This window comes from Pseudomonas retamae (genome assembly GCF_043496865.1).
GTDB classification, from domain to species: domain Bacteria; phylum Pseudomonadota; class Gammaproteobacteria; order Pseudomonadales; family Pseudomonadaceae; genus Aquipseudomonas; species Aquipseudomonas retamae.
Genome location: NZ_JBIEIL010000001.1, coordinates 134819 through 159377, shown reverse-complemented (window position 1 = coordinate 159377; position 24559 = coordinate 134819). Strand labels below are relative to the sequence as shown.

Annotated in this window: 23 protein-coding genes; 12 read left to right on the top strand and 11 right to left on the bottom strand. The window is 59.8% G+C overall.

The window, feature by feature from the left end; genetic code table 11:
- The first annotated feature begins 183 nt into the window (after positions 1-183).
- The 4 genes from ACGSLL_RS00675 (at position 184) to nhaB (ending at position 4779) form a co-directional block, all read left to right on the top strand.
- Positions 184-450 (top strand): hypothetical protein, encoded by a 267-nt coding sequence (locus ACGSLL_RS00675; protein WP_394502148.1) that lies wholly within the window; start codon positions 184-186, stop codon positions 448-450.
- A 277-nt stretch (positions 451-727) separates the two neighbouring features.
- A complete protein-coding gene (locus tag ACGSLL_RS00670) occupies positions 728-2041 on the top strand; it encodes an NHL repeat-containing protein (RefSeq protein ID WP_394502146.1) in 1314 nt (437 codons plus the stop codon).
- A 133-nt stretch (positions 2042-2174) separates the two neighbouring features.
- Positions 2175-3101 (top strand): hypothetical protein, encoded by a 927-nt coding sequence (locus tag ACGSLL_RS00665; RefSeq protein ID WP_394502144.1) that lies wholly within the window; start codon positions 2175-2177, stop codon positions 3099-3101.
- Positions 3102-3276: 175 nt separating this feature from the next.
- The gene (gene nhaB, locus ACGSLL_RS00660; protein WP_394502142.1) at positions 3277-4779 is read left to right on the top strand and encodes a sodium/proton antiporter NhaB; all 1503 of its coding nucleotides are present in this window, start codon (positions 3277-3279) and stop codon (positions 4777-4779) included.
- A 167-nt stretch (positions 4780-4946) separates the two neighbouring features.
- Here nhaB and ACGSLL_RS00655 read toward each other — a convergent pair whose 3' ends face one another.
- Genes ACGSLL_RS00655 through gnd form a run of 3 tightly spaced genes read right to left on the bottom strand, consistent with a single transcriptional unit; the run spans position 4947 to position 8265 of the window.
- Positions 4947-5768, bottom strand: a complete 822-nt coding sequence (locus tag ACGSLL_RS00655; RefSeq protein ID WP_394502140.1) for an HAD family hydrolase — start codon at positions 5766-5768, stop codon at positions 4947-4949.
- Positions 5765-7288: a glucose-6-phosphate dehydrogenase gene (gene zwf / locus ACGSLL_RS00650; RefSeq protein ID WP_394502138.1), complete on the bottom strand. Its 1524-nt coding sequence runs from the start codon at positions 7286-7288 to the stop codon at positions 5765-5767. The genes ACGSLL_RS00655 and zwf overlap by 4 nt, the downstream gene beginning before the upstream one ends.
- On the bottom strand, positions 7285-8265 hold the full coding sequence (gene gnd / locus ACGSLL_RS00645) for a phosphogluconate dehydrogenase (NAD(+)-dependent, decarboxylating) (protein WP_258449227.1): 981 nt from the start codon (positions 8263-8265) through the stop codon (positions 7285-7287). The genes zwf and gnd overlap by 4 nt, the downstream gene beginning before the upstream one ends.
- Before the next feature lie 273 nt (positions 8266-8538).
- Here gnd and ACGSLL_RS00640 point away from each other — a divergent pair, with 273 nt between their 5' ends.
- The 4 genes from ACGSLL_RS00640 (at position 8539) to ACGSLL_RS00625 (ending at position 13459) form a co-directional block, all read left to right on the top strand.
- A complete protein-coding gene (locus ACGSLL_RS00640) occupies positions 8539-8721 on the top strand; it encodes a DUF6026 family protein (RefSeq protein ID WP_394502135.1) in 183 nt (60 codons plus the stop codon).
- 204 nt (positions 8722-8925) lie between these two features.
- Positions 8926-10674 (top strand): phosphoethanolamine transferase CptA, encoded by a 1749-nt coding sequence (locus tag ACGSLL_RS00635; protein WP_394502133.1) that lies wholly within the window; start codon positions 8926-8928, stop codon positions 10672-10674.
- A gap of 145 nt (positions 10675-10819) precedes the next feature.
- On the top strand, positions 10820-13048 hold the full coding sequence (locus ACGSLL_RS00630) for a TonB-dependent siderophore receptor (protein ID WP_394502130.1): 2229 nt from the start codon (positions 10820-10822) through the stop codon (positions 13046-13048).
- A gap of 195 nt (positions 13049-13243) precedes the next feature.
- Positions 13244-13459 carry a hypothetical protein gene (locus ACGSLL_RS00625; RefSeq protein ID WP_394502128.1) on the top strand — a complete coding sequence of 72 codons (216 nt, stop codon included), beginning with the start codon at positions 13244-13246 and terminating at the stop codon, positions 13457-13459.
- Between the two features lie 297 nt (positions 13460-13756).
- Here ACGSLL_RS00625 and ACGSLL_RS00620 read toward each other — a convergent pair whose 3' ends face one another.
- The 5 genes from ACGSLL_RS00620 to ACGSLL_RS00600 form a co-directional block, all read right to left on the bottom strand.
- Positions 13757-14254, bottom strand: a complete 498-nt coding sequence (locus ACGSLL_RS00620; RefSeq protein ID WP_394502126.1) for a GNAT family N-acetyltransferase — start codon at positions 14252-14254, stop codon at positions 13757-13759.
- A 106-nt stretch (positions 14255-14360) separates the two neighbouring features.
- Positions 14361-14945 carry a DinB family protein gene (locus ACGSLL_RS00615; protein WP_394502124.1) on the bottom strand — a complete coding sequence of 195 codons (585 nt, stop codon included), beginning with the start codon at positions 14943-14945 and terminating at the stop codon, positions 14361-14363.
- Between the two features lie 17 nt (positions 14946-14962).
- Positions 14963-16081 carry a cell division protein ZapE gene (gene zapE / locus ACGSLL_RS00610; RefSeq protein WP_394502122.1) on the bottom strand — a complete coding sequence of 373 codons (1119 nt, stop codon included), beginning with the start codon at positions 16079-16081 and terminating at the stop codon, positions 14963-14965.
- 22 nt (positions 16082-16103) lie between these two features.
- On the bottom strand, positions 16104-16445 hold the full coding sequence (locus ACGSLL_RS00605) for a nuclear transport factor 2 family protein (protein ID WP_394502120.1): 342 nt from the start codon (positions 16443-16445) through the stop codon (positions 16104-16106).
- Positions 16446-16497: 52 nt separating this feature from the next.
- Positions 16498-17214 (bottom strand): helix-turn-helix transcriptional regulator, encoded by a 717-nt coding sequence (locus ACGSLL_RS00600; protein WP_394502118.1) that lies wholly within the window; start codon positions 17212-17214, stop codon positions 16498-16500.
- A 340-nt stretch (positions 17215-17554) separates the two neighbouring features.
- Here ACGSLL_RS00600 and ACGSLL_RS00595 point away from each other — a divergent pair, with 340 nt between their 5' ends.
- Together ACGSLL_RS00595 and ACGSLL_RS00590 are read left to right on the top strand one after the other, a co-directional pair.
- Positions 17555-19021, top strand: a complete 1467-nt coding sequence (locus ACGSLL_RS00595; RefSeq protein WP_394502116.1) for a nucleobase:cation symporter-2 family protein — start codon at positions 17555-17557, stop codon at positions 19019-19021.
- Between the two features lie 67 nt (positions 19022-19088).
- On the top strand, positions 19089-19562 hold the full coding sequence (locus ACGSLL_RS00590) for an LEA/WHy family protein (protein WP_394502113.1): 474 nt from the start codon (positions 19089-19091) through the stop codon (positions 19560-19562).
- Positions 19563-19866: 304 nt separating this feature from the next.
- Here the strand turns inward: ACGSLL_RS00590 and ACGSLL_RS00585 are convergent, their stop codons facing one another.
- On the bottom strand, positions 19867-20790 hold the full coding sequence (locus tag ACGSLL_RS00585) for a carbon-nitrogen hydrolase family protein (RefSeq protein WP_394502111.1): 924 nt from the start codon (positions 20788-20790) through the stop codon (positions 19867-19869).
- A gap of 84 nt (positions 20791-20874) precedes the next feature.
- Here ACGSLL_RS00585 and ACGSLL_RS00580 point away from each other — a divergent pair, with 84 nt between their 5' ends.
- Positions 20875-21783, top strand: coding sequence for a LysR family transcriptional regulator (locus ACGSLL_RS00580; protein ID WP_394502109.1), 909 nt, complete (start codon positions 20875-20877; stop codon positions 21781-21783).
- A gap of 3 nt (positions 21784-21786) precedes the next feature.
- Here the strand turns inward: ACGSLL_RS00580 and ACGSLL_RS00575 are convergent, their stop codons facing one another.
- Entirely contained in the window at positions 21787-22041 is a 255-nt protein-coding gene (locus ACGSLL_RS00575; protein ID WP_095189013.1) for a hypothetical protein, read from the bottom strand.
- Positions 22042-22194: 153 nt separating this feature from the next.
- On the opposite strand from ACGSLL_RS00575, the gene ACGSLL_RS00570 reads away from it, so the two are divergent.
- Positions 22195-22512: an ElaB/YgaM/YqjD family protein gene (locus tag ACGSLL_RS00570; protein WP_090283688.1), complete on the top strand. Its 318-nt coding sequence runs from the start codon at positions 22195-22197 to the stop codon at positions 22510-22512.
- 863 nt (positions 22513-23375) lie between these two features.
- On the opposite strand, the gene ACGSLL_RS00565 is transcribed toward ACGSLL_RS00570, so the two are convergent.
- The gene (locus ACGSLL_RS00565; protein ID WP_394502106.1) at positions 23376-24416 is read right to left on the bottom strand and encodes an Ldh family oxidoreductase; all 1041 of its coding nucleotides are present in this window, start codon (positions 24414-24416) and stop codon (positions 23376-23378) included.
- Between the last annotated feature and the right edge of the window lie 143 nt (positions 24417-24559).

Below are 24559 nucleotides of genomic sequence, written 5' to 3'. Positions count from 1 at the left end.
TCAAACGCTTTCACCGGGCTTTCAAAAAACAGTTTCAAAGCAAGATTTGAAAGAAACTTTGAAATTTCTTTGTTTCAGGTGTGACCCGTTCAAGGGTTGCGTGCATCAGTACAAGTAACCAGCCGAACGGTAAGCCCAACCGACGGCACATCATTTGATTGGGCACGACAGAGAGAAGACCCCATGACCGCCCCGCTCCGTATCAACGAAGCTCTTCTGATTGCCAACCACGCCTTCAAACCTTTCCACTGCGTGGCCTGGGCGCCGCAAGACGGCAATGGCGAACTGAGCCTGACCGTCGTCGACCGGACCAATTCGCACATCGGCCGCAAACAGATCCCAAGCAGCGCCTACTCCGACCCGGCGCAACTCGAGCAGCTGCTGCAGCAGGCTCGCGCTGAACTCAGCGAAGAAGGTTACAACCTGCAGTCGTGGTCGATGCCACACTGATTGGCGCTGCAGCGGATGACTTCATTGTCATCCGCCCTCTTCGCTTAGTTGCAACCTTGTAAGCTTTCAACTGCCCGCATAATTCTTTTCAAGCCGACCAGGCTTAATTGCTTGGTCGGCTTTCTTTAGGTTCAAAAAGACACTGTTCTGGCACAGTGCGACTCTCCGCCTGTTAGTTCTTACAGTTGTACTTCTCCCGGTTCAGGGATTGAATGTTCCGCTCGTGCAGTTACCCACCCGGTTCGCGGTCATGGTCAACTCGCAAGGAGATGCGTGCATGTCCACCCTGAACACTTTTGCGTTGCCGGCCGTACCGACGACAGTTTCGCCGTCGTTTATTCCTCGGTCCGGGCAGCTCGATAAAACTTTTGGCACTCAGGGCGTCGCCCAGGTGTATTTCGCAGGCAGCGTGTCCAGCCTGAGCGAAGACATCGCCCTCGATGCACAGGGCCGAATTCTGGTCGCGGCGAAAGTCTGCGATGCCCGCGGCAGCCGGTTTGGCCTGGCGCGCATGCTCGCCGACGGCTCCGCAGACCTGACCTTTGGCGCGCACGGCAGCGTGATTGGCACCTTCGCCCACGGTTTCGAAGCCACCGGCGGCAAGGTCAAGGTGCTGGCGGACGGGCGCATTCTCTTGGCCGGCCTACATTACGAAAACGCCCATCGCACCCTGCCCGCGTTGGCCTTGTTCGACGCGGACGGCAAGCCGGAGGTGTCCTTTGGCGACAACGGCCGGCAGGTGGTATGTCTGCCGGGCAACCTGTCCATGGGCAGCCGCGATGCCTGGCTGCCACCGGGCGTGCCGGGGGCCGAAGCCTGCGACGTCGCCGTGCAGGACGACGGGCGAATTCTGTTGATCGCCAACCATCATTTTGAACTGGTCGACCATGCCGGCATGCTGATTCGCCTCATGCCCGACGGCAGTCTGGACGACACCTTCAATGGGCGCGGCTTTGTGATGATCCGTCATTTATTGCTCAACACCTGGCTGAGCAGCCTGTTGTTGCAAAAGGACGGCCGAATCGTGGTCGCCGGCTCCATCGATCTTCCCCAGGAAGGCTTGCTCGCGCGTTACCTGCCCGACGGCCGTCTCGATGAGTGTTTCGCCGTGGACGGCTTTATGGCGTTCAAGGCTGAGAACAAAAGTGTTCAAGTCAGTCGCGTTCTCGATACGCAAGATGCACTGCACTGTTTCGGAAGCAGCCGCGATCCCATCCGGTGCCTGTCCTTCACCCTGCACTCGAACGGCCGACCGGACATCCACAGTCATGGTGGTCAACCGCAGCTTCTGCAAATCGGCCACAGCGGTTGCCAGTGGAGCACCGCTCAGCATTTGCCGGACGGTCGGATGATCGCAGTCGGCGCAACCATCGGCGGCGTCGAGGCGGATTTTATCGTTGCACGCTATTTGAGCGACGGCAGCCTCGATCCCGCGTTCGGCGATGGCAATGGCTGGCTGCGCACGCGTCTGGGACGCAGCCTGGACTCGGCCAATTCGGTGGCCGTGCAGGCGAATGGCGGGATTCTGGTGGGCGGGTTTTCGCTGGATGGGAATTATCGGGCGGTAGTTGTGCGGTATCTCGATCGGTAGGCGGAGTAGCCTTACCGTTGGTCGGGATTACATGCGCACCTGTAATTTCTGACAGTAGACGACAAGCTCAATCAGGCTTCAGATAGCCGGACGCGCAAATTGTTGCGCGCTATCCCGAAAAAGGAATTTTGATATGAACGATTTAGTAACGCCATCCAAACATCGGAGAAACGTTGAACTTGCGCCGGGAAACGCTGAGTTGGAGGCGACCCGCATCCTTTCCATCGTCAACGGCGATGACCTCTTCATTCCACCTGATGGCATAACCACCAACGGTGATTTGAAGTTTGTCGGCGCGGCAAAGCCAAATCAATTCGCGGAGATACTTGACCATGACATTCCGGTGCACGATCCGGTGACGGTTGATGACACTGGTCATTTCAGCGCCAAGCTACTTGATCAAAAACGAGGTCTTCACGTTTACAGTGTGAAAACGACCGACGGACAACAGTCGGCCCCGTGGAACATCAACGTGGAAGTGCACGAAACCGTTTCAATCGACTCGGTATACGGCCCTGACGGCACGCTTATTGGTAATGGAAAGGATACCCATCATAACGAGCTCAATTTCATCGGCGTTGGTTCGCCAGGTAAAGTCGTGGAACTGGTGAATAACGGTACCGTTCTCAAACTTCTGAATGTCGGCGCAGACGGGCACTGGAGCGCCAACCTGAAAGACCTCAACACAGGAACTCAAAATTTCATCGCACGGGAGACTGATGGGCAGCAATCATCCCCATGGAGGGTGTTGATAAAGCAACCAGCACCCATCAGCATCCAATTTGTCATTGGCAATGAAAGCTTTCAATTGATCGGGAACCACGAGCCCACTACCGATAGGAAGGTGACATTGGTCGGCACAGCAAACCCCGGTGAAACCGGCTGGATTGTCGATTATAAACGCGACCTCGTGCCCTTCGCTGCTAACGATCAGGGTGTCTATTTTGCAACGATCGAAGGGCTGGAGGAAAACGGCTTTCATACCTTCCGGCTGCGATCCGACCTCGGCCGACTCTCCTGGCCTTGGGCAATCAAGGTGATTCCGTCGAAACTGGGATAAACGCGTATTCAATAGAATATGAAGGCCGGTCGAGACATGACTCGATCGGCCTACGTTGATTGAGCTTTCTCCGGTGCGGTCACTCATATCAGCGGCAGAGGTAAAATCCAGTTACACCTTGAACTTCCTCGACACATCCGGCAACTTGCGCGCTTCTATAAAAAAGGAGCAACCGATGTCCGGTTCGATGACCCAGGCGTTCGCGCAAAACTTTCTCGGGCATTCGCCACGCTGGTACAAGGCGACCATCGTTGGCTTCCTGATCCTCAATGCCGTGGTGCTGTTCAGCATCGGCCCGGTGGCGGCCGGCTGGTTGCTGGTGATCGAGTTCATCTTCACCCTCGCCATGGCGCTCAAGTGTTACCCGTTGATGCCCGGCGGCTTGCTGCTGGTCGAAGCGCTGCTGCTGAAGATGACCACGCCGCAGGCGCTCTACGATGAACTGGTGCACAACTTCCCGGTGATCCTGCTGCTGATGTTCATGGTGGCCGGTATCTACTTCATGAAGGACCTGCTGCTGTTCCTGTTTTCGCGGCTGCTGCTGGGCGTGCGCTCAAAAGCCGTGCTGGCGCTGATGTTCTGCTTTCTCTCGGCCTTTCTCTCGGCGTTTCTTGATGCGCTGACGGTAACGGCGGTCATCATCAGCGCCGGTGTAGGCTTCTATTCGGTTTATCACCGCGTTGCGTCCGGTAACGATCCGCGCAAGGACAGTGAAATCGCTGACGATGAGAATCTGCCGAAGCTGCACCACGACGATCTCGAACAATTTCGCGCGTTCCTGCGCAGTCTGTTGATGCACGGTGCGGTGGGTACCGCTTTGGGCGGAGTCTGCACGCTGGTCGGCGAGCCGCAGAACCTGTTGATCGGTCATGAGATGGGCTGGCACTTCGGCGAGTTCTTCACCAAGGTAGCGCCGGTTTCGTTGCCAGTGCTGGCTGCGGGTCTGATCACCTGCGTATTGTTGGAGAAGCTGCGCTGGTTTGGCTACGGCACATTGCTGCCGGACAACGTGCGCAACGTATTGGCCGATTACGCCGCCGAAGACAACGCCGACCGCACCCCGCGCCAACGCGCGGCACTGCTGGTGCAAGGCGCTGCGGCGTTGATCCTGATCGCCTGCCTGGCCATGCATGTCGCTGAGGTCGGTCTGATCGGTTTGATGGTGATTGTATTGATCACCGCGTTTACCGGCATCACCGACGAACATCGTCTGGGCAGCGCGTTCAAGGACGCTATGCCGTTCACCGCGTTGCTGGTGGTGTTCTTTGCGGTGGTGGCGGTGATCCACGATCAGCAGCTGTTCGCACCGTTGATTCAGTGGGTGCTGGCGCTGCCGGTCGAGCAACAACCGGGCATGCTGTTCATTGCCAATGGTCTACTGTCGGCGATCAGCGACAACGTATTCGTCGCGACGATTTACATCACCGAAGTGAAGCAGGCATTCCTGGCCGGGCACATGAGCCGTGAGCATTTCGAGACGCTGGCCATCGCCATCAACACCGGCACCAACCTGCCGAGCGTGGCGACACCGAACGGTCAGGCGGCGTTTCTGTTCCTGCTGACCTCGGCGATTGCACCGCTGGTGCGTTTGTCGTACGGACGGATGGTGTGGATGGCGGTGCCGTATACCGTGGTGATGGGTGGGCTGGGCTGGTATGCAGTGAGCTACTGGCTCTGACCTGCTCCGGATGGGAGTCACCCTGCCGGCTCCCATAACGACTGTCGAAACGAAGAACCCTGTGGGAGCGAGCCTGCTCGCGAAAGCGCAGTGTCAGACAACGAAAATGTTGAATGACACACCGCAATCGCCAGCAGGCTGGCTCCCACATTGGTTTTGGGGTTGGTTCAGCGAGGAAGGATGAACTTCTCGATCGCCTGAGCCACGCCGTCTTCGGTGTTGGCCGCGGTGACCACATCCGCCTGGCGCTTCACCGCCTCCTCCGCCTGGCCCATGGCAATCGACAAGCCTGCGCACTTGAACATCGCCGGATCATTGCCACCGTCACCGATTGCCGCCGTTTGCTCCAGCGGTACGCCAAGGTATTCAGCAATCGTCGTCAGCGCTGTGCCTTTGTTGGCTTCCAGCGCCGTGACATCCAGATACACCGGTTGCGAGCGCGAGACCTGCGCCATGCCGTTGACCTTCGGCAGCAGCTGCGCCTCAAGCTCGATCAACAACTCAGTGTTGTTGCTGGTGGCGACGATCTTGTCGATCCTTTCCAGATACGGCTCAAAACTCTCCACGACCACCGGCGGATAGCCGAGGCCGTGCTGCTCGCGCGGGACCATCGGCCCGTGCGGATCCTTGAGCAGCCAGTCGCCGCCGCTGAATACCCAGACTTCGACGTCCGGCTGATCGGCGAACAACGCCAGCGCGATCAGCGCCGTGGTCGCCGGCAGATAATGCGCGGCCAGCAGGCTGCCGTCAGGCTTGACGATGGTGCCGCCATTGAACGCGGCAGTGGGCAAATCAACGCCCAGGGCTTCGATCTGCTGCAACATGGCTTTAGGCGGCCGGCCGGTGGCAAGGCTGAACAACACGCCCGCCTCACGCAGCGACCGCACCGCGTCGATGGTGCGCTGGCTCAAAGTGTGATCGGGCAGCAACAGCGTGCCATCCATGTCGCTGAGCAGAAAACGGATAGGGAGTTTCGGCAGGTCACTCATCCGAGGCCGTGCCAGACGCGACCATCGCGAGTCAGCAGATCTTCGGCGGCCTGCGGGCCATCTTCGCCGGCCGCGTATTGCTGCACGCTGGCATCCTGTTGCCAGGCATCGAGGAACGGTTGCACGGCACGCCAGCCGTTCTCGATATTGTCAGCGCGCTGGAACAGCGTCTGGTCGCCGGTCAGGCAGTCGTAGATCAAGGTTTCGTAGCCGGTCGAGGCCTGCATTTCGAAAAAGTCCTTGTAGGCAAACCCCAGTTCGATATTGGCCATGTTCAGCGCCGGCCCCGGCCGCTTGGCCAGCAGGTCGAACCACATGCCTTCGTTGGGCTGGATCTGGATGCGCAGGTAGGTCGGTTGCAGCTCATCGACTTCGGTATCGCGGAACTGCGCATACGGCGCCGGTTTGAAGCAGATGACGATCTCGGTGTCGCGTACGCTCATGCGCTTGCCGGTGCGCAGGTAGAACGGTACGCCGACCCAGCGCCAGTTATCGATCATCACTTTCAGCGCCACGTAGGTTTCGGTGGTGCTGTCCGGCGAGACATTGGCTTCTTCGCGATAACCGCTCAACGGTTTGCCATCGATTTCGCCGGCGCTGTACTGACCGCGGACTGAGTTGGCCCGCGCCTCCTCGACCGACCAGGGACGAATCGCCCCCACCACCTTGGCTTTCTCACCGCGTACTGCATCGGCGCCAAATGCCGCCGGCGGCTCCATCGCGACCATCGCCAGCAACTGGAACAGGTGATTGGGCACCATGTCGCGCAGTGCGCCGGTGTGTTCGTAAAAACTGCCACGGGTCTCGACGCCGACGGTTTCGGCGGCAGTGATCTGTACGTGGTCGATGTAGTGGTTGTTCCAGAACGCTTCGAACAGACTGTTGGAGAACCGGCTGACCAGAATGTTCTGCACGGTTTCCTTGCCCAGATAATGGTCGATCCGATAGATCTGCTTCTCGGACATGACCTTGAGCAAACAGGCGTTCAACGCTTCGGCGGTTTGCAGATCGGAGCCGAACGGCTTCTCGATCACCACCCTTCGGAACGCTTCCGGGGTTTCTTCGAGCAGTTTCGCAGCGCCGAGGCGGCGCACGACTTCGCTGAAGAAACGCGGCGCGGTGGCCAGATAGAACACCGCGTTGCCGGTGCCGCTGTCGGCGATTTTCGCCGCCAGCGCTGAATAAGTGCTGTCATCCAGAAAGTCGCCCTGGACGTAGCTGATACCTTTGGCGAGTTTGGCCCACAAGGCCGGATCAAGCATCTGACCGCCCTTGCCGACCTTGGCCGCCGCTTCACTGCGAATGAAGTCTTCGAGCTTTTGCGCGAAGGCTTCATCGGTAATTGCGTTGTGGTCAACGCCGACGATCCGCAGATTGTCGTCAAGCAAGCCGTCGCGACTGAGGTTGTACAGCGCCGGCATCAGCAAGCGCTTGACCAGGTCGCCGTGGGCACCGAACAGAAACAGCGTGGTCGGTGGTGCGGGTTCTGCCTTGGACTTTCTGCGGATCGTTCGGGTCATTTCTTCGCTGTCTCCACGTGGCCGCCGAAGCCGAAGCGCTGCGCGGAAAGAATCTTGTCGCCGAAGGTGCCCTGACCGCGCGAACGGTAACGCGAGAACAGCGAGTTCGACAGCACCGGTACCGGCACCGCTTGCTCCATGGCCGCCTCGATGGTCCATTGGCCTTCGCCGCTATCCGCTACGGAACCGGAGAAACCGTCGAGTTTCGGATCGCTGGCCAGCGCATCGGCGGTCAGGTCGAGCAACCACGACGAGACGACGCTGCCGCGACGCCAGACTTCGGCAATGTCGGCCACATTCAGATCGAAACGCTGATCTTCCGGCAGGCGTTCACTGGATTTGGTCTTGAGAATGTCGAAGCCTTCGGCGAACGCGGCCATCATGCCGTACTCGATACCGTTGTGAATCATCTTCACGAAGTGCCCGGCACCGGCAGGACCGGCATGGATGTAACCGTGCTCGGCGCGGTGGTCATCGGACTTGCGGTCCTTGGTGCGCGGGATGTCACCCATGCCCGGCGCCAGTGCGGCGAACAACGGGTCGAGACGCTGCACGGTGTCGGCATCGCCACCGATCATCATGCAATAGCCACGCTCCAGGCCCCAGACGCCGCCGGAGGTGCCGACGTCGATGTAGTGCAAGCCCTTTTCGGCCAGGGTCTTGGCCCGGCGAATGTCGTCCTTATAGTTGGTGTTGCCGCCGTCGATGATGGTATCGCCGGCTTCGAGCAGATCGCTCAGGGTGTTGATGGTGTCTTCGGTCGGTGCGCCGGCCGGCAGCATGACCCAGACCGCGCGCGGCTTGGCCAGCCCGGCAACCAGTGCCGGCAGATCGGCGACGCCAGTGGAGCCCTCGGCGACCAGGTTGTCGATGAAAGCGGTATTGCGGTCGTAAACAACGGTGGTGTGACCGTTGAGCATCAGACGTCGCGCAATATTGCCGCCCATGCGGCCCAGTCCAATAATCCCGAGTTGCATGTGCTGATGCTCCTTACTACAAATAAATATGTGTCATTGGTTATAGCCCAACGCGACTGATGGAGGTTAGTCCAGAGCGTTGCGATGAAGTTTCCGGGCATTGTGCCCGATCCAGACTGATAACGCCGCAAATCGTGCCGAAGACACACCGACCATGAAAAATAAAAAAGTTCCATAAATGGGCAAAAGAAATCAAAATTGGCGCCGATAGTAAGTCACCACCTCAGATCAGGGGTGGCTTACAGTTGATGCACGCCATTTGCGAGGTGAGCAATGGGCACAGTACACACAGCAATGCCGCCACAAACCCTGTACGTCACGATCCGTCGCGATGAATTGCGTCAGTTGAAAGACGAACGTGACCAGTTGAAGCACGAGCTGGCGCAGTTGCGCCTGTTGACCCAGGGCTCGCAGCCGCAACCCTTGCCGGTCGTTCAGCGTCACCCCCACGCCTGATCCCCGCCTGATTCGGGAACGGCAGCCGCGGTTCCCGACATGATGCCCCTGCCCCTTTGCGGGCCACGCGAGTTTGAACTCACGAACTTTTCACATCGGCTTGGTGATACTGCGCCGCATTCTGGCCGTACCTGCGTGTATGGCCTCCGTTCGTCGGTTTCACGGATGTTCCGGCGGTGGTTGTAACCAGAGCTGGAGCGCCGAATGGCATTGTTCAAACGCAGCACAACGACTGCGGCAGGTTTTGATTGGGCCGGACTTCTCTGGCTGTTCGTATTCTTCTGGTACTTCTCAGGTATCACCCAACTGCTGATTCAACTGACCGGCACCTCGGGCTTCACCGGGTTCCGTCAGGCCTTCGTCATGAGCGCGATCTGGCTGGCGCCGATGCTGCTGTTCCCCAAGCGCACCAAACTGCTCGCGGCGATCATCGGCGTGGTGCTGTGGGCCTGCTCGATGGCCAGCCTTGGCTATTTCTTCATTTACGAGCAGGAATTCTCGCAAAGCGTCATCTTCATCATGTTCGAGTCGAACGTGTCCGAAGCCGGCGAATACATGACGCAGTACTTCGCTTGGTGGATGGTCCCGGCGTTTCTTGCGCATACCGCGTTTGCCTATTTCCTGTGGACGCGTCTGCGCCCGGTGTACATGCCGCGTGGCCGCGCCTTCGTCGCAGCGATGGCGATCCTGATTGCCGTGATCGGCTACCCGCTGGTCAAACAGACCTTGCGCATGGGTACCTTTGAACAAGGCTTTGAAAAATTCGAAACCCGCATCGAGCCGGCGGTGCCGTGGCAGATGGTGGTGGCCTATCACCGCTATCAGGAAACCCTCGCCGACATGCAGGGCATGCTGCACAACGTCAGCAAGATCGCGCCGCTGAAAAACCTGAAGGATGCCTCGGGCAATCAACCGCAGACCCTGGTCCTGGTGATCGGCGAATCGACCAACCGCCAGCGCATGAGCCTCTACGGTTATCCACGCAACACCACGCCGGAGCTGGACAAACTCAAGGATCAACTGGCGGTGTTCGACAACGTCGTCACCCCGCGCCCGTACACGATCGAGGCGTTGCAACAGGTGTTGACCTTCGCTGACGAACTGCATCCGGATCTGTACCTCTCGACGCCATCGCTGGTCAGCGTGATGAAACAGGCGGGTTACAAGACGTTCTGGATCACCAACCAGCAGACCATGACCAAGCGCAACACCATGCTCACGACCTTTTCCGAACAGGCCGACGAGCAGGTGTACCTCAACAACAACCGCAACCAGAACGCCGCGCAGTACGACGGCGACGTCATCGAGCCGTTCAACAAGGCTCTGGCCGACGCCGCACCGCGCAAGCTGATCGTCGTGCATCTGCTCGGTACGCACATGAGCTACCAGTACCGTTATCCGCCGACCTTCGACAAGTTCAAGGACCGCGAAGGCGTACCGGCCGGCGTGCGTGACGATCAGGTGCCGACCTACAACAGCTACGACAACGCGGTGCTGTACAACGACTTCGTCGTCTCGAGCCTGATCAAGGATTACGCCAAATCCGATCCGAACGGCTTTTTGCTGTACCTCTCCGACCACGGTGAAGACGTGTTCGACTCGGTCGGCCACAAGACCCTCGGCCGTAACGAAAACAAACCGACCGCGCCGATGTACACCATCCCGTTCATGGCCTGGGCCTCGCCAAAGTGGAAGGAAAACCACGACTGGAATTTTGCCGGCGACCTTGACCGCCCTTACAGCAGCTCGCACCTGATCCACACCTGGGCCGACATGGCCGGGTTGAGCTTCGACGAACTCGACCGCAGCAAGAGCCTGGTCAGCGACAGCTTCAAGGAGCGGCCGCTATTGATTGGCGACCCGTACCAGACCGCGCAACGCGCATTGATCGACTTCAGCCTGATGAAGCCGAAAAAGCCCGAGGCGACCGTGGCAGAAGCGACGGAGCAGTAAAACCGAAGGGGCCACAGCGGCCCCTTTTTTTTCCCCCGACACATTTGCAAATAACAATATTTCTCGTTAAAGCCTAAATCGTCGCCTCAGCCTTCGTCTTTGAACCAACGGAATTTTTCCCTTCGAAGACAAGGAGTCGGCTGCGATGCTCGCGCCCATTACCCGTTCCATGACTCTCACGCTCGGCCTCTGCGGCGCGGCGATCAGCCCTGCTCTGCTGGCGCAAAACCAGTCTGAAAAGCAACCAGCGCCAGCCAGTTCGGCGCTTGAGCTGGCGGCGACCAGCGTCACCGCCCAAGGCCTGGGCAGCACCACCGAAAACACCGAGTCCTACACCACAGGCGCGATGAGCACCGCGACGCGGTTGAACCTGTCGATCAAGGAAACCCCGCAATCGGTGTCGGTGATCACCCGTCAGCAAATGGATGATTTCAAACTCGGTACGTTGTCCGAGGCCATGCGTCAGACCACCGGCGTGGTAGTGCAGCACCTGGATTCGGATCGGGTCAGTTATTCGTCGCGCGGCTATGCGATCAATAATTTCCAGATCGACGGGATGCTCAATACCTTTGATCGCATGAAGTCAGATTCGGACACGATCATCTACGACCGCATAGAAGTGGTTCGCGGTGCCACGGGGCTGACCACCGGTGCTGGCGATCCATCGGCGACGATCAACATGGTACGCAAGCGCCCGACTGCGCAATGGCAGGCACTGGCCGGGGTCAGTGGTGGCAGCTACGACAATTATTACAGCTATGTGGATGTCGGCGGGCCGCTGGCGTTCGACGGTCGTCTGCGTGGGCGCAGCGTGCTGGCGTATCGCGACAACCAGTCGATCAAGGACAAATACGCGCTGCAACGCGAGGTCGGTTACGGCGTGCTTGAAGCGGATCTGACCGACTCAACGGTGCTCGCGGTGGGTTACGACTATCAGAACAAGCATGTGCAGGGTTCGTCGTGGGGCACGGTGCCTTACTGGAATGCCGATGGCAGCAAGGCCGGGCTGGGGCGCTCGACCAACATGGCGACGTCGTGGAGTTCCTGGCCGCTGCAAGACAAAACCGCCTTCGCCACTCTTGATCAGCAACTGGCGGGCGGCTGGCACTTGAAAGCGGCTTACACCCATCGGCAAAGCGATACCGACGGCAAGGTCTATTTCGGCGGAGCGGGTTTTCCCGCGGCCGACCGCAGCGGCATGCTCGCGTATACCTCGCACATGATCGGCACGCAGAAAATGCAGGCCTATGACTTCAACGTGTCAGGCCCTTACGCCTTGTTCGGCCGCGAGCACGAAATGATGTTCGGCTACGGCGAGGCCGAGCGTCGTTCGAATTCCCCGTACACCATCGCTGGCGCACGCCCCGGCGACTACGGGATCATCCGCGACTGGAAATACATGGGCAACATCGGCAAGTTCAGCGACACCGTCACTGACCTCACGGGTTCAAAGGACGATACCCGACAGAAAGCAGGCTACATCGCCACGCGTCTGAGTCTCACCGATGAACTGCACGCCGTGCTGGGCAGCCGCTACGGCAGTTGGCAAGCGTCCAGCACCAGCAACAGTTATGACGCCGACCGCCAGCTAAGCAAGGTCGATCACACCGGCCAGAAGCAGAACGATATCTGGACGCCGTATGCCGGCCTGCTGTACGACCTGACGCCGGAATACACGGCCTACGTCAGTTACACCGACATTTTCAAACCCCAGGGTAATCGCGACAAGAATCGCCAGTACATCGACCCGGTGGTCGGCAAGAATTACGAACTGGGCCTCAAGGGCAGTTTGCTTCAGGAGCGCTTGAATGTTGCCACGGCGCTGTTCTGGAGCAAGCAGGACAACGTCGCCGAGGTGGACAATTCAGCGCCGCCTGATCCGGTCACGCGTGAGCAGTTCTACAGATCCGGCGGCAAGGGCAACAAGGTCAACGGCTTTGAAGCCGAAGTCTCCGGCGAAGTCCTGCGCGGCTGGAACATGACCGCCGGTTACACCTATACCCACTCGGTCAACGGCGAGAGTGAGCGCAGCAACACCAATGAGCCGATGAATCTGTTGCGCGTGTCCACAGCGTATCGTCTGCCGGGCGAATGGCAGGCGCTGACCGTCGGTGGCGCGGTGAATTGGCAGAGCGATGTGTATGGCACGTCGACCCGGCCAGTCGGGAATGGCGTGGAAACGGCGCGGATCAAGCAGAGTGCCTACACCGTGGTCAATCTGATGTCGCGTTACGAGTTTGACCGGCACCTGTCGGCTTCGCTCAACGTCAACAATCTGTTCGACAAGAAGTATTACGACAACGTCGGTTTCTACAACGGTGTTTATTGGGGCGATCCGCGCACGCTGACCGTGAGCCTCGACTGGAAGCTCTGACCCGCTCGCACTGATCGTTCCCACGCTCTGCGTGGGAACGATCATGCTCGGCGCTGTGTGCATCCAGCACTCTGCAACATGCTGCAAAACTCACCCTGAGCGGGCGTTAACCCCGCGTTAATTCGCACGGTAGAGACTCCTTTCGAGTTTTGCTTCATGGACGAAACGGCTCCCACTTATTCAGTAGGAGGCACCATGAAAATCTCTACCCTGATCCTTGCCGGGCTGTTTGCCCTGGGTTCTGCCAGCGTCTTCGCCGAAGGCGGCGCTGAGCGCATGCGCTATTACTACGACAACTTCCCGGTTCAACAGAGCCAGAGCGCGCAACAGAGCGACGCCAACGCGGAAGAAATTCGCGTTCCCGCCGACCAGACCGCGCAAGTGACCGAGTCCTACCGCGACCGGGATTGACCGAGCAACCGATGGACCTTCCGTGGCTCCGCTCTGGCCCGGGAGATGACAGTTGAGGCGCCCTTTTGGGGGCGCCTTTTTTTATGGTTGGGTGGTTGCTTGTTCGGCTTGGGATTTGTGGTGAATCTTCCCCTCACCCCAGCCCTCTCCCGAGGGAGAGGGAGCCGATTTGTGTCGTTTTCAGAATCTGAGTTCGGCTCGATATTTCAGGTCGGCGTAGCTTGCCCAAGCACCTCGGTCAGTCCCCTCTCCCTCCGGGCGGTCCGACGTTTCGGGAGGGTTAGGGTGAGGGGCTTTTCAGGCCTTCAGATCCTTTACCCAGAACAACATCCGCCCATGATCCGGATCAAACATCCCCGGGGCGAAGCCGAACTTGCGATACGACTGCTGCGCAATGGCATTGCCTTCCAGCACTTCGAGAGTAATTTTGCAGCAGCCGCGCTGGCGCGAGATTTCTTCAACCTTTTGCAGCATCTTCTGGCTCAGACCCAAGCCACGGAACTGGCTCATGACCGCCACGTCGTGAACATTGACCAGTGGCTTGCAGGTGAAGGTCGAGAAACCTTCAAAACAATTGACCAGCCCCGCCGGTTCGCCGCCGACGAAGGCCAGTACGCTGAACGCGTGCGGGCGGCGGGCGAGTTCTTCGGGCAGTCGGCGCAGCAGGTCCGGATCGAGCGAGTGGCCGCCGCCCATTGGGTCTTCTGCATAGTGATTGAGCACAATGCCGATGGCTTCGGCGTGCGTTGGGTTGCTGTAGCTGGCCTGAAGTACCAGAATTTCTGCGGAATCCATTTCCATCCCCGAACAGACAAAAGCCCCGGTGCGCAAGGTACACACTGATAGGCTGCCTGACCTTAACGCGGCCACATACCGCTGAGCAACCGGCAAATCTGCAAGATCAGGCGTGGCCCCAGATCAATTCCTCGGTCCAGCCGAGTTCGGCGAAGTCTGCAGCACGCAACGCGCTTTCGCCGGCGCAGAAAAACTCGTCCAGTTGCGGCGGTTTCACCGAAGTATCGCTAAGCATCGCGTGCACCTGGCCGCGGTGATGGATCTGGTGTTCGAACAGATGCGACAGCAAGCGCAGGCGGCTGTCGTGCTGGGGCGTGTCGCGGGCGATGGTGACGATTCGGTTCAGATCGGCATCGCGCAGTTGCTCGCAATAGGCGATCAACCGACGGTCGACGCGAGCCTGTTCTTCACGCAGTTGAACGGCGTCAGTAAACGGCTCGTCTGCATTGAAAAATACATAGCAGTCAGGATGCGGTTCAGCCCCGCGCAGTTCGCGCTCCAGTGCATCGACGTAAAACCAGTCACACGTCAGGATATGGTTCAGCGTCAAGCGAATACTCGGGAAAAAGCTTACTCGCGGCGCCGCAAGATCCGCCGCGCTGAGCTGGCGCCAGGCCGTGGCCAGACGATGATTGGCCCAGGCATTCTGATAAGCCAGGGTCAGCAAGTGATGGGACAACGGTTGACTCATCTCGGCACCCTTTTCGCTCAAGCGTTGGCAAAGCGCTGCAATTGCATCTCCTGCAAGCGACTGAGGGTGCGGCGGAACGGGAATTCCAGATAACCCTCGGTATACAGCGCGGCCATCGGCACTTCGGCCTCAACGTACAACGGCACCTTGCGGTCGTAGCACTCATCGACCAGCGCGATGAACCGCCGCACACCGTCGTCATGTACCGACAACTGCGGCAGTTCCCGATCGCCCGCGACCACGCGTTCGGCGCCATCCTCGGTGCCACGGGCAATGCGCCCTTCGCGCTTGCGTGCGCTGAGATTTGGCACCTCGCTCAACAGAATAGCCCGATAGCGATCGCACAGCGCGATGAAGTCCATGGCGGCGAACGGTTGCTCGCACAAGTCGGCGTAACGACACCACAGCACGTGTTCGGATGCCTGTACGACATTGAGCTGGCGGTGCCCGACCGGGACCGGTTCGATACTGACCGATTGCCCCTCGGCCAATCCATTGAACACATCCGCCAATGGGCTTGGCGAATGACTGCTGGCGACAAAATACCGCTGTTCCACAGTGCCCGGATGCAAACGGTGATCCTCAGCGCCATTCACCGCAATCACCTGCATATGCGCCTTGATCGCGGCAATCGCCGGGACGAAACGGTCGCGATTGAAGCCGTCGGCGTACAACTCGTCCGGCGGCAGGTTGGATGTGCAAACGATCACCACGCCTTCGTCGAACATCACCTGAAACAACCGCCCGAGAATGATCGCGTCACCGATGTCGTTGACGAACAACTCATCGAAGCACAGCACTTTCACCTCAGCCGCCAGCTCTTTGGCCAGCGCGCGCAACGGATCGGCAATCCCGGTCAACTGGAACGAGCGCTGATGCACCCAGCCCATGAAGTGATGAAAATGCTGGCGTCGCGCCGACACCCGCAGGCTCTGGTGGAACTGATCCATCAGCCAGGTCTTGCCGCGCCCGACCGGGCCCCACAGATAAACGCCGGCGACCGAACGAGCGCCGGCGTGCAGCGCTTCGTGGCATTTTTGCAGGGCCCAGACCGCGTGTTCCTGGGCTTCATCCTGGACGAAGCCATTGTGCTGGACCGCGTATTGCCAGGCGCTTAAGGGGGAGTCGAAATTCATGCGCGGCAGTATGCCACGACGGCTACAGGGAAATATCCAGCCGGGCAATTTTCCCTTGTTCATTCAATCGGAACGTATAGCGCAACTGGGCCGGACTGCCTGGGAATGTCCCGGAAACCAGTCCGTGGACCAGCACCTTGCCGGTGCGCTGTTGCACCTTCAGCACTTCAACGCGTGGCTGATAGCGTTGCCCGGTGTCGTGCATCCATTGCGCGATGGCTTGAGAACCGACCTGATGCTGGGCTTCATCGAACACGTTGGCATCCTCGGCGAAAAAACTGGTCACCCGCGATGTGTCGCGGGCGTTTGCCGCATCGATATACGCAGCGATCGCCGGGGCCAGTGCAGAGACGGGATGGGACATGGTTGCAGCTCCTTGTTGTCTGATTCTGCGACCATCCTAAAACAGCGTCATGTCAGTTTTTGTCAGGAGTGAAACGGCCTTCTTCGTCCAGTTGCATCTGCTTGCGCCAAGTGCGCAACAGGTCGCTGCGCCGGCCCGGATAAGCCTCGCCCTGCAGATTCGCAGCGCTGATGCGGTCGGTTCGAAACGTCCGATAGGCACTGCGCAATTCACACCAGGCGACGATGATCCGCACTTCATTGAGAAAACCCAGTGCCAAGGGCCAGATCAGCCGCTGACTCGGCACCTGCTGCGCGTCGGCGTAATCGATGTGCAGTTTGGCCTGGTCACGAATGGCATGACGAAACACGTTCAGCGGCACGGCGTTCTGCGGAAAACCGTAGCCCGGCGGCCCCGGCAGCACGGTGGGATTGCGTAATGCTTCCTGCGCTTGCGGGTCAAGCACGGCGGCAATCTTGGCCAAAGCATCAGCCGCCGCTTTGCTCAATATTTCATCGCCGCGCTGATCGACATAGCGCAAACCGAGGACGATGGCTTCGGTTTCTTCGGCGTTGAGCATCAGCGGTGGCAGGAACAGACCGTTGCGCAACACATAGCCGATTCCCGCCTCGCCTTGAATCGGCGCGCCAAGGGCAGTCAGCTCGGCGATGTCGCGATAGAGCGTGCGCTCGGACACTTGCAGCTCAGCGGCCAAGGTCGCGGCAGTCACCGGGCGCTTTTTGCCACGCAGCACTTGCAACAGGGTCAACAGTCGGGTGGTACGCGACACGATGGGCAGGCTCTGGTCGGAAAGACCTCGCAGATTAGCAGAGGCTGATGTCAGAAAATGGCAGGAGCTTGAGGGGTCAGCGGGATCGTTTCCATGCTCCGGCGCGGGAATGCCTCTATGGAGGCTCGGTGTTCGGCTCTGCATGAGACGGGCTGCATTCCCACGCAGGAGCGTGGGAACGATCAGTGAGGGCCGCGCGTTCACATGAATCGATTTAGCCGGCAGCGCCCTTAAAAGCTGACCTTTCGGGCAGTTATTGCTCGTTGCCCTCGCCGCCCGCTTGCGGCATCCTGCGCCTCCATTTTCTGACCCGGCCCCGCTTCGCAGCGCGCAAAACACCATGACCGCCTCTGAAAACACCCCGCGCAACAATGACCTGATCTACGGCCTCAACGACCGCCCGCACCTGACTGCCACCGTGTTTGCCGCGCTGCAACACGTACTGGCCAGCTTCGTCGGGATCATCACGCCGACCCTGATCATGGGCGGCGCCCTCGGCCTGCAAAGCGAAATTCCTTACCTGATCAGCATGGCTCTGTTCGTTTCCGGGCTCGGCACGTTCGTCCAGGCCAAGCGCTTCGGCCCGGTCGGCTCTGGTCTGCTGTGTCTGCAAGGTACGAGTTTTTCCTTTATCAGCGTGATTCTCAGCGCCGGTTTCATGGTCAAGGCGCGCGGTGGCGGCACCGACGAAATCCTCTCGACAATCTTCGGCGTGTGCTTTTTCGCCGCGTTCATCGAAGTGGTGCTGAGCCAGTTCATCGGCAAACTGCGCATGCTGATCACCCCGGTGGTCACCGGCACGATCATCACCTTGATGGGCCTGTCGCTGATCAAAGTGGCAATGACCGACATCGCCGGCGGCTTTGGCGCAGCAGACCTGGGCGCGGCCAGCCATGTGTTTCTGGCGGCGCTGGTGATCGGCACCATCGTCGTGCTGAACCGGGTCGACGTGCCGTTCCTGCGCCTGGGCGCGATCGTCATCGGCCTGACCCTCGGTTATGTCGTTGCGTGGCTGATGGGCACGGTGGATTTCGCCGCGATGCCCGCCGTGCCGCTGTTCAGCGTGCCGGTGCCGTTCAAATATGGCTTCAATTTCGACTGGGTGGCGTTCGTGCCGGTGGCGGTGATCTTCCTCGTTTCGCCACTGGAAGCGGCCGGTGATCTGACCGCCAACTCGATGATTTCGCGGCAACCGGTCAAGGGTCCGCTGTACATTCGCCGGATCAAGTCCGGCCTGCTTGCTGACGGTCTCAATTCGGCCATGGCCGCAGTGTTCAACAGCATGCCGATGGTCACCTTCGCGCAGAACAACGGGGTGATTCAGCTCACCGGTGTGGCCAGCCGCTATGTCGCTTTCTTCATTGCCGGGTTGCTGGTGATTCTCGGTCTGTTCCCGATGATCGGCGCGGTGCTGCAGTTGATGCCGAAACCCGTGCTCGGCGGTGCCGAACTGGTGATGTTTGGCACCGTCGCCGTGGCCGGGATCAAGATCCTCGCCGAAGCCGGCCTGCATCGACGCAACATGCTGATCGTCGCAATCTCGCTGGGCATGGGTCTGGGTATCGCGGCGGTCCCGGAAGTGCTGCGCGAACTGCCGCAGGCATTGCGCAACATCTTCGAATCGCCAATCACCGTCGGCGCACTGTGCGCGATTGTGCTGAATATCTTCCTGCCGGAGGAATTCATCGAGCTGGAAGAAGACGACTTCGATCCGGAAGCTTCTATTCTTCAGGTCATGGAAAACCCGGACATGCCGGCCAAGGCTGAACCTGGCCCAGCGGTGGCTGTCGCACAAGAGAACCGCTGATGTCTGGCCTTTAACAAAAAGGGCTGAACCGACACGCCGGTTCAGCCCTTTTTTCGAGAGACCGTTTATGCGCCGCCTCCACGCCCTGATTCTGTCGCTGCTGCTGTTATCCCTGAGCGCCTGCGCGCTGTTCCCCAGTCGTGATCCGGTCAATATCAACGTGGTCGGTCTCGAACCATTGCCGAGCCAGGATCTGGAAGTACGCTTCGCGATCAGACTGCGCGTGCAGAATCCCAACGAAACCGCGATCGACTACAACGGCATCGCCCTCGATCTGGAGGTCAACGGCCATTCACTGGCCTCGGGCGTAAGCGATCAGAGCGGCTCGATCCCGCGCTTTTCCGAAACCATCGTCAGCGTACCGGTGAGCATTTCCGCATTCTCGGTCCTGCGCCAGACCCTGGGCCTGAGCCAGACACAAACCCTCGACAACCTGCCTTACGTCCTGCGCGGCAAACTCGCGGGAGGGCTGTTCGGCACTATGCGTTTTGTGGACAGCGGCACGTTGAGTTTGCCCAGGGCGAGTGCCGCAACGTGGTAACGAAAGGCTTTCTCTCAGGGTTGCGGTGAACGCAGGTTTCGCGGATTAAACTCAAATCATTGTGGGAGCGAGCCTGCTCGCGAAAGCGGGGTGTCAGTCAACTTGTGTGTTGAATCAGCTGACGCATTCGCGAGCAGGCTCGCTCCCACAGGTATTTGCGGCGGGCGCAGAATTAGCGGCAAACCGTAACCATTGTGGGAGCGAGCCTGCTCGCGAAAGCGGGTTGTCAGGCAACTGATGGGTTGGATGTGCTAGCGCATTCGCGAGCAGGCTCGCTCCCACAGGGATTTGAGTTAGGCGTCAGTCAATTGTTGAAGCGCACTCCGGGCTTGGCGCGTTCATCGACGGATAACTCGAATACGTCCGGCCGCGCATAGTGGCCGACAACGTCGTAGTCGTAACGTGCGCGCACCAGTTCGTCGGTGTTGATTTCTGCAGTGAGCAGCCCGGCTTCGCCGCGTAACGGTCCTGCCAGCACGTCACCCATTGGGCCGACAATCACGCTGCCGCCGGCAATCAGCGGACGGTCTGCTGGCCAGTTGGCGATGTCCACGCCCAGTTCGTTCGGCGAGGCCTGGACCTGGCAGGCGCTGACCACAAAACAACGCCCTTCATGGGCGATGTGACGCATGCTCACTTGCCACATTTCACGCTCGTCAACCGTCGGCGCACACCAGACCTCGATGCCTTTGGCGTACATCGCCGTGCGCAGCAACGGCATCATGTTTTCCCAGCACACCACCGCGCCGAGCTTGCCGACCTGAGTGTCGAACACCGGCAAGGTCGAGCCATCGCCCTTGCCCCAGATCAGCCTTTCGGTGCCGGTCGGCATCAGTTTGCGGTGCTTGCCGACCAGTCCGGCCTGCGGGTCGAAGTACAGCGCGGTGCAATACAGGGTGCTGCCGGCGCGCTCGATCACGCCGATCACCAGGTTGGCTCCGGTACGCGCGGACAGCCCGGCGAGCGCATCGGTTTCTGCGCCCGGCACGTCAATCGCGTTGGCGAAGTAGCGGGCATAGGCTTCACGGCCCTCGGGCAGGCGATAGCCCAGTTGCGTGCCGAAGCTTTCGCCTTTCGGGTAACCGCCGAGCAACGCTTCGGGCATGACCACCAGCGCCGCGCCGGCTTCGCTGATCGCGGTTTCCCAGCTCAGAATCTGCTCGAGGGTGGCTTGTTTGCCGGCGGGCAATGAGCCGATTTGCAGGGCAGCGACAATGGATTTGGGCATCGCAGTAACTCCGTCAGGTTCAGTGGTTGCCGATTCTGCGGCGCCACGCGATCATGAATAAAGCCCCGCTCACTGCTGAATGATATGAACCAAATGAATATCGCCAACATCGACCTCAATCTGCTGAAAGTGTTCGAAGCCCTGCACGAAGAATCCAGCGCCAGCCGCGCTGCCCTGCGTCTGGGCGTCACGCAATCGGCAGTCAGCGCAGCACTGCGGCGGTTGCGCGAGGTTTACGGCGATCAGTTGTTCGTGCGCACCGGGCGCGGCCTCGCGCCGACGCTCAAGGCCAATCAGTTGAAACCGGTGGTCAGCGAAGCGTTGAATAAATGTCGGCAAAGCCTGGCGATGGTCGATCCAGCGGCCAATCAATACGACGGGCGCTCGGTGACCATCGGCCTTTCCGATGATTTCGAGATTGCCTATGGCCGGCGCCTGATCGAAGAAATTGCCTGCAGCCTGCCGAAGTTACGCGTGATATTTCGCCAGACCCACAGCCAGATCGTCGCTCGCGCGCTGATGGAGCGCAGCATTGATCTGGCGATTACCGCCGGTGGTTTTGCCGAGCGTTTGCTCAGCCGGCAGGTGCTGGGTGAAGGCGGTTATGCGTGCCTGGTCGAGCCGTCGAGTCTCGCGCCCGGCCAGGAACAGATCGGGCTGGAGGAGTTTGTCGCCCGCGAGCACATTCTGGTGTCGTCCGGCGGCTTTATCGGCATTACCGATGAGGGTTTGGCAGCACTGGGCTTGAGTCGCCGGGTCTGTGCGTCGACTACGCATTTTGCCGCGCTGCCCTGGTTGCTCAAGGGCAGCCGTGCGGTGGCGACGATACCGGCGCACGCCGCCGAAAGCATTGCGGCGCTCAGCGGTCTGGCATTGCTGCCCTGCCCGCTGCCATTGCCGCGTTACCCGATCGAACTGGGCTGGCGTACCAGCGCGCAGATCGATCCGCTGGTGGTCAAGGTTCGCGAGGTGATTGCCGCGACCTTCAACTGAGCGTTACTTGCTCGCAGCCATCAGTCGATTGACTTCACTGCGCACCATGTTGGCGAATTCCGGCGGCGACATGCCGTCGAGTTCTGCGCGGACCCATTCGGCCCATTTGCCTTTGCGTTTGGCGCGCTCGCCAAACAACCGCGCGGCCTCGCCTTTGGCTTTGCCCAGATTGTTCTGCCAGAGTTCGAACAGACGGGATTTCTCATCTTCCAGCGCGGCGCGCTCTGCGAGTGATTTGTCGGCCAGATTGAAACTCATGGGGATTTATCCTGCTGCGTAAAATGGCGACATCTTACACGGTCAGTCGAATTCTCCGGGGCAGGTTTTTCTGTTGAGGAGAGTTGGCGTGCAACTTTTTGCGTTGCGCCATACTCCATTGCTCACTGTCCATTCATCTGCAAGGAGTCACCCATGGCCCGCAAATCTGCCGTGCAAGCCGCTGAAGAACAAATCAAGGATCAGGCGTTCAGCGAACTTCAGGCGCTGATTGAAGAATCGGACAAGTTGCTCAAGAGCAGTGCTTCACTGGTCGGCGAGGAGGCGGAAACGCTTCGTGGTCAAATCGCTTTGAAATTGCAGCAGGCGCTGGATTCGGTGTCGAATGTACGGGATCGGACCAAGCCCGCGGTCGAGGCGACCGAGACCTATATAGGGGGTCATCCTTGGCAGACGGTGGCGATTTCGGCCGGGTTCGGGTTGGTGGTCGGGTTGTTGCTTGGCCGACGTTGAGGTTTTTTTGATTTGGGAAAAAGCGGATCTTTGGGTTCGCTTTTTTTTTGTGTTTGGTTTTTTGGACTTGGCGGCCTCTGGGCCGACCAGGCTCTTGGGGTTTTGGGTGTATATCCGATTCTTTGGGTGTTGCGGCTGGCGGTTCCGCTCTTACAGCGGGTCACTTTTGCAGACGCCCAAAAGTAACCAAAACGCTGGGCCCCTGCGTTCGGCCCTCGCAAGCTCGGGTTCCTTCGCTCCGGGACCGATCCGGGCGCAGCGGCTACGGTTTGCTTCGCTGCACCTCCTTCCGCTGTGTCTGGCTGCGCCAGACGGTCGCTGCGCTCCCACGCCCGGATCGATCCCTCCACTCAGCCTGCCGATGGGGCCGGTTAGGCAAGATCAAAAGCACTCGAGCTAACGCTCATTGTTGAGTGGTTAGAAGCGGGGGGTTGGCTTTGGATTGGTTGTGTGGCTGCCCCTCACCCCAGCCCTCTCCCCTTGGAGAGGGAGCCGATTTCAGTTGGTTCCAAGATTTGTGTTCAATTCGGTACTGCATGTTGGCGTACGTCTTCCAATCACCGCGGTCAGTCCCCTCTCCCTCCGGGAGAGGGCTAGGGTGGGGCTTTTGATCCTGGCTTACTCTCCCGCCAATTCCCGCAATTGCCCAAGCGTCTGCGCATCCAGCACGATGCCTTCAGCCACTGAGCGGCTGCGCTGCCCATGCCGGCGGTCGCCTGGCAGGCGTTTAGGGAGCCGATTTCGGTTGGTTTCAAGATTTGTGTTCAATTCGGTATTGCATGTTGGCGTACGTCTTCCAATCACCGCGGTCAGTCCCCTCTCCCTCCGGGAGAGGGCTAGGGTGAGGGGCTTTTGATCCTGGCTTACTCTCCCGCCAATTCCCGCAATTGCCCAAGCGTCTGCGCATCCAGCACGATTCCTTCAGCCAGTGAGCGGCTGCGTTGCCAATGACGGCGATCGCCGGGCAGGCGCTTGAGGCCGACGCTGTGCATCTGGCGAACCAGTTCGCCGCTGCGTTCGGCGAAGCTTTGGCCGGCGGCTTTGCTGGGGTCGATGACGATGAGCAGTTGGCCGGTCCATGGGGTTTTCGCACCGGGGTGGTTGGACCAGTCGAATTCGAAGGAGAAGTTGCCGCCAGTGAGTGCCGCTGCCAGCAGTTCGACCATCATCGACAATGCCGAGCCTTTGTGGCCGCCGAATGGCAGGAGCGCGCCGCCTTCGAGGATGGCTTTGGGGTCCTGGGTCGGTTGGCCGAGGCTGTCGACGCCCATGCCGGGCGGCAGGCGTTCGCCTTTGCGGGCGGCGATCTGGACGTCGCCGTGGGCGATGGCGCTGGTCGCCAGGTCGAAGACGATGGGCGCGGCGCCAGCGCGGGGGGCGGCGAAGGCGATCGGGTTGGTGCCGAACAGTGGGCGATCGGCGCCGTGGGGGACGACGCAGGTCATGCTGTTGACCACACTGAGCGCCACCAGCCCTTCATCGGCAAAGGGTTCGACATCCGGCCACAACGCTGCGAAGTGGTGCGAGTTACGGATCGCCAGTACGGCGATCCCGGCGTGACGGGCCTTTTCCACCAATAACGGGCGGGCGGCGGCCAATGCCGGTTGGGCGAAACCGTTGCCGGCGTCAACGCGCACGAAGCCGGCGGCGACGTCTTCGACTTTTGGCACGGCGTGGCCATTGACCCAGCCGCTTTTCAGCGTCGACACGTATCCGGGCATCCTGAACACACCGTGACTGTGGGCACCGTCGCGCTCGGCCGCTGCACAGTTGGCGGCGAGCACACGGGCGACGTCGGCGGAGGTGCCGTGGCGCAGAAAAATCGTTTCAAGCAATTGCGTCAGCGCTTCCAGGGACAACGCGGACGAGACAGCAGAGGGCACATGATCGTGTGGCGCAGACATCTGAAGCTCCAGAATGATTATTGGAGGGAACAACAGCGTACGGACGACTTGCCCTGCGATTAACCATGGCGCAGCGGTCGGCTGTCAACCCTCGGCTGGTTCAAGGATGACGCGCGCATGGGCGTGGCAGATTTCAGCGCGGT

What these genes read in the sequence shown, in the direction of transcription:
- ACGSLL_RS00675 (WP_394502148.1), top strand. Translation starts at nt 184, where the DNA reads ATGACCGCCCCGCTCCGTATCAACGAAGCTCTTCTGATTGCCAACCAC.
- ACGSLL_RS00670 (WP_394502146.1), top strand. Translation starts at nt 728, where the DNA reads ATGTCCACCCTGAACACTTTTGCGTTGCCGGCCGTACCGACGACAGTT.
- ACGSLL_RS00665 (WP_394502144.1), top strand. Translation starts at nt 2,175, where the DNA reads ATGAACGATTTAGTAACGCCATCCAAACATCGGAGAAACGTTGAACTT.
- nhaB (WP_394502142.1), top strand. Translation starts at nt 3,277, where the DNA reads ATGTCCGGTTCGATGACCCAGGCGTTCGCGCAAAACTTTCTCGGGCAT.
- ACGSLL_RS00655 (WP_394502140.1), bottom strand. Translation starts at nt 5,768, where the DNA reads ATGAGTGACCTGCCGAAACTCCCTATCCGTTTTCTGCTCAGCGACATG.
- zwf (WP_394502138.1), bottom strand. Translation starts at nt 7,288, where the DNA reads ATGACCCGAACGATCCGCAGAAAGTCCAAGGCAGAACCCGCACCACCG.
- gnd (WP_258449227.1), bottom strand. Translation starts at nt 8,265, where the DNA reads ATGCAACTCGGGATTATTGGACTGGGCCGCATGGGCGGCAATATTGCG.
- ACGSLL_RS00640 (WP_394502135.1), top strand. Translation starts at nt 8,539, where the DNA reads ATGGGCACAGTACACACAGCAATGCCGCCACAAACCCTGTACGTCACG.
- ACGSLL_RS00635 (WP_394502133.1), top strand. Translation starts at nt 8,926, where the DNA reads ATGGCATTGTTCAAACGCAGCACAACGACTGCGGCAGGTTTTGATTGG.
- ACGSLL_RS00630 (WP_394502130.1), top strand. Translation starts at nt 10,820, where the DNA reads ATGCTCGCGCCCATTACCCGTTCCATGACTCTCACGCTCGGCCTCTGC.
- ACGSLL_RS00625 (WP_394502128.1), top strand. Translation starts at nt 13,244, where the DNA reads ATGAAAATCTCTACCCTGATCCTTGCCGGGCTGTTTGCCCTGGGTTCT.
- ACGSLL_RS00620 (WP_394502126.1), bottom strand. Translation starts at nt 14,254, where the DNA reads ATGGATTCCGCAGAAATTCTGGTACTTCAGGCCAGCTACAGCAACCCA.
- ACGSLL_RS00615 (WP_394502124.1), bottom strand. Translation starts at nt 14,945, where the DNA reads ATGAGTCAACCGTTGTCCCATCACTTGCTGACCCTGGCTTATCAGAAT.
- zapE (WP_394502122.1), bottom strand. Translation starts at nt 16,081, where the DNA reads ATGAATTTCGACTCCCCCTTAAGCGCCTGGCAATACGCGGTCCAGCAC.
- ACGSLL_RS00605 (WP_394502120.1), bottom strand. Translation starts at nt 16,445, where the DNA reads ATGTCCCATCCCGTCTCTGCACTGGCCCCGGCGATCGCTGCGTATATC.
- ACGSLL_RS00595 (WP_394502116.1), top strand. Translation starts at nt 17,555, where the DNA reads ATGACCGCCTCTGAAAACACCCCGCGCAACAATGACCTGATCTACGGC.
- ACGSLL_RS00590 (WP_394502113.1), top strand. Translation starts at nt 19,089, where the DNA reads ATGCGCCGCCTCCACGCCCTGATTCTGTCGCTGCTGCTGTTATCCCTG.
- ACGSLL_RS00585 (WP_394502111.1), bottom strand. Translation starts at nt 20,790, where the DNA reads ATGCCCAAATCCATTGTCGCTGCCCTGCAAATCGGCTCATTGCCCGCC.
- ACGSLL_RS00580 (WP_394502109.1), top strand. Translation starts at nt 20,875, where the DNA reads ATGAACCAAATGAATATCGCCAACATCGACCTCAATCTGCTGAAAGTG.
- ACGSLL_RS00575 (WP_095189013.1), bottom strand. Translation starts at nt 22,041, where the DNA reads ATGAGTTTCAATCTGGCCGACAAATCACTCGCAGAGCGCGCCGCGCTG.
- ACGSLL_RS00570 (WP_090283688.1), top strand. Translation starts at nt 22,195, where the DNA reads ATGGCCCGCAAATCTGCCGTGCAAGCCGCTGAAGAACAAATCAAGGAT.
- ACGSLL_RS00565 (WP_394502106.1), bottom strand. Translation starts at nt 24,416, where the DNA reads ATGTCTGCGCCACACGATCATGTGCCCTCTGCTGTCTCGTCCGCGTTG.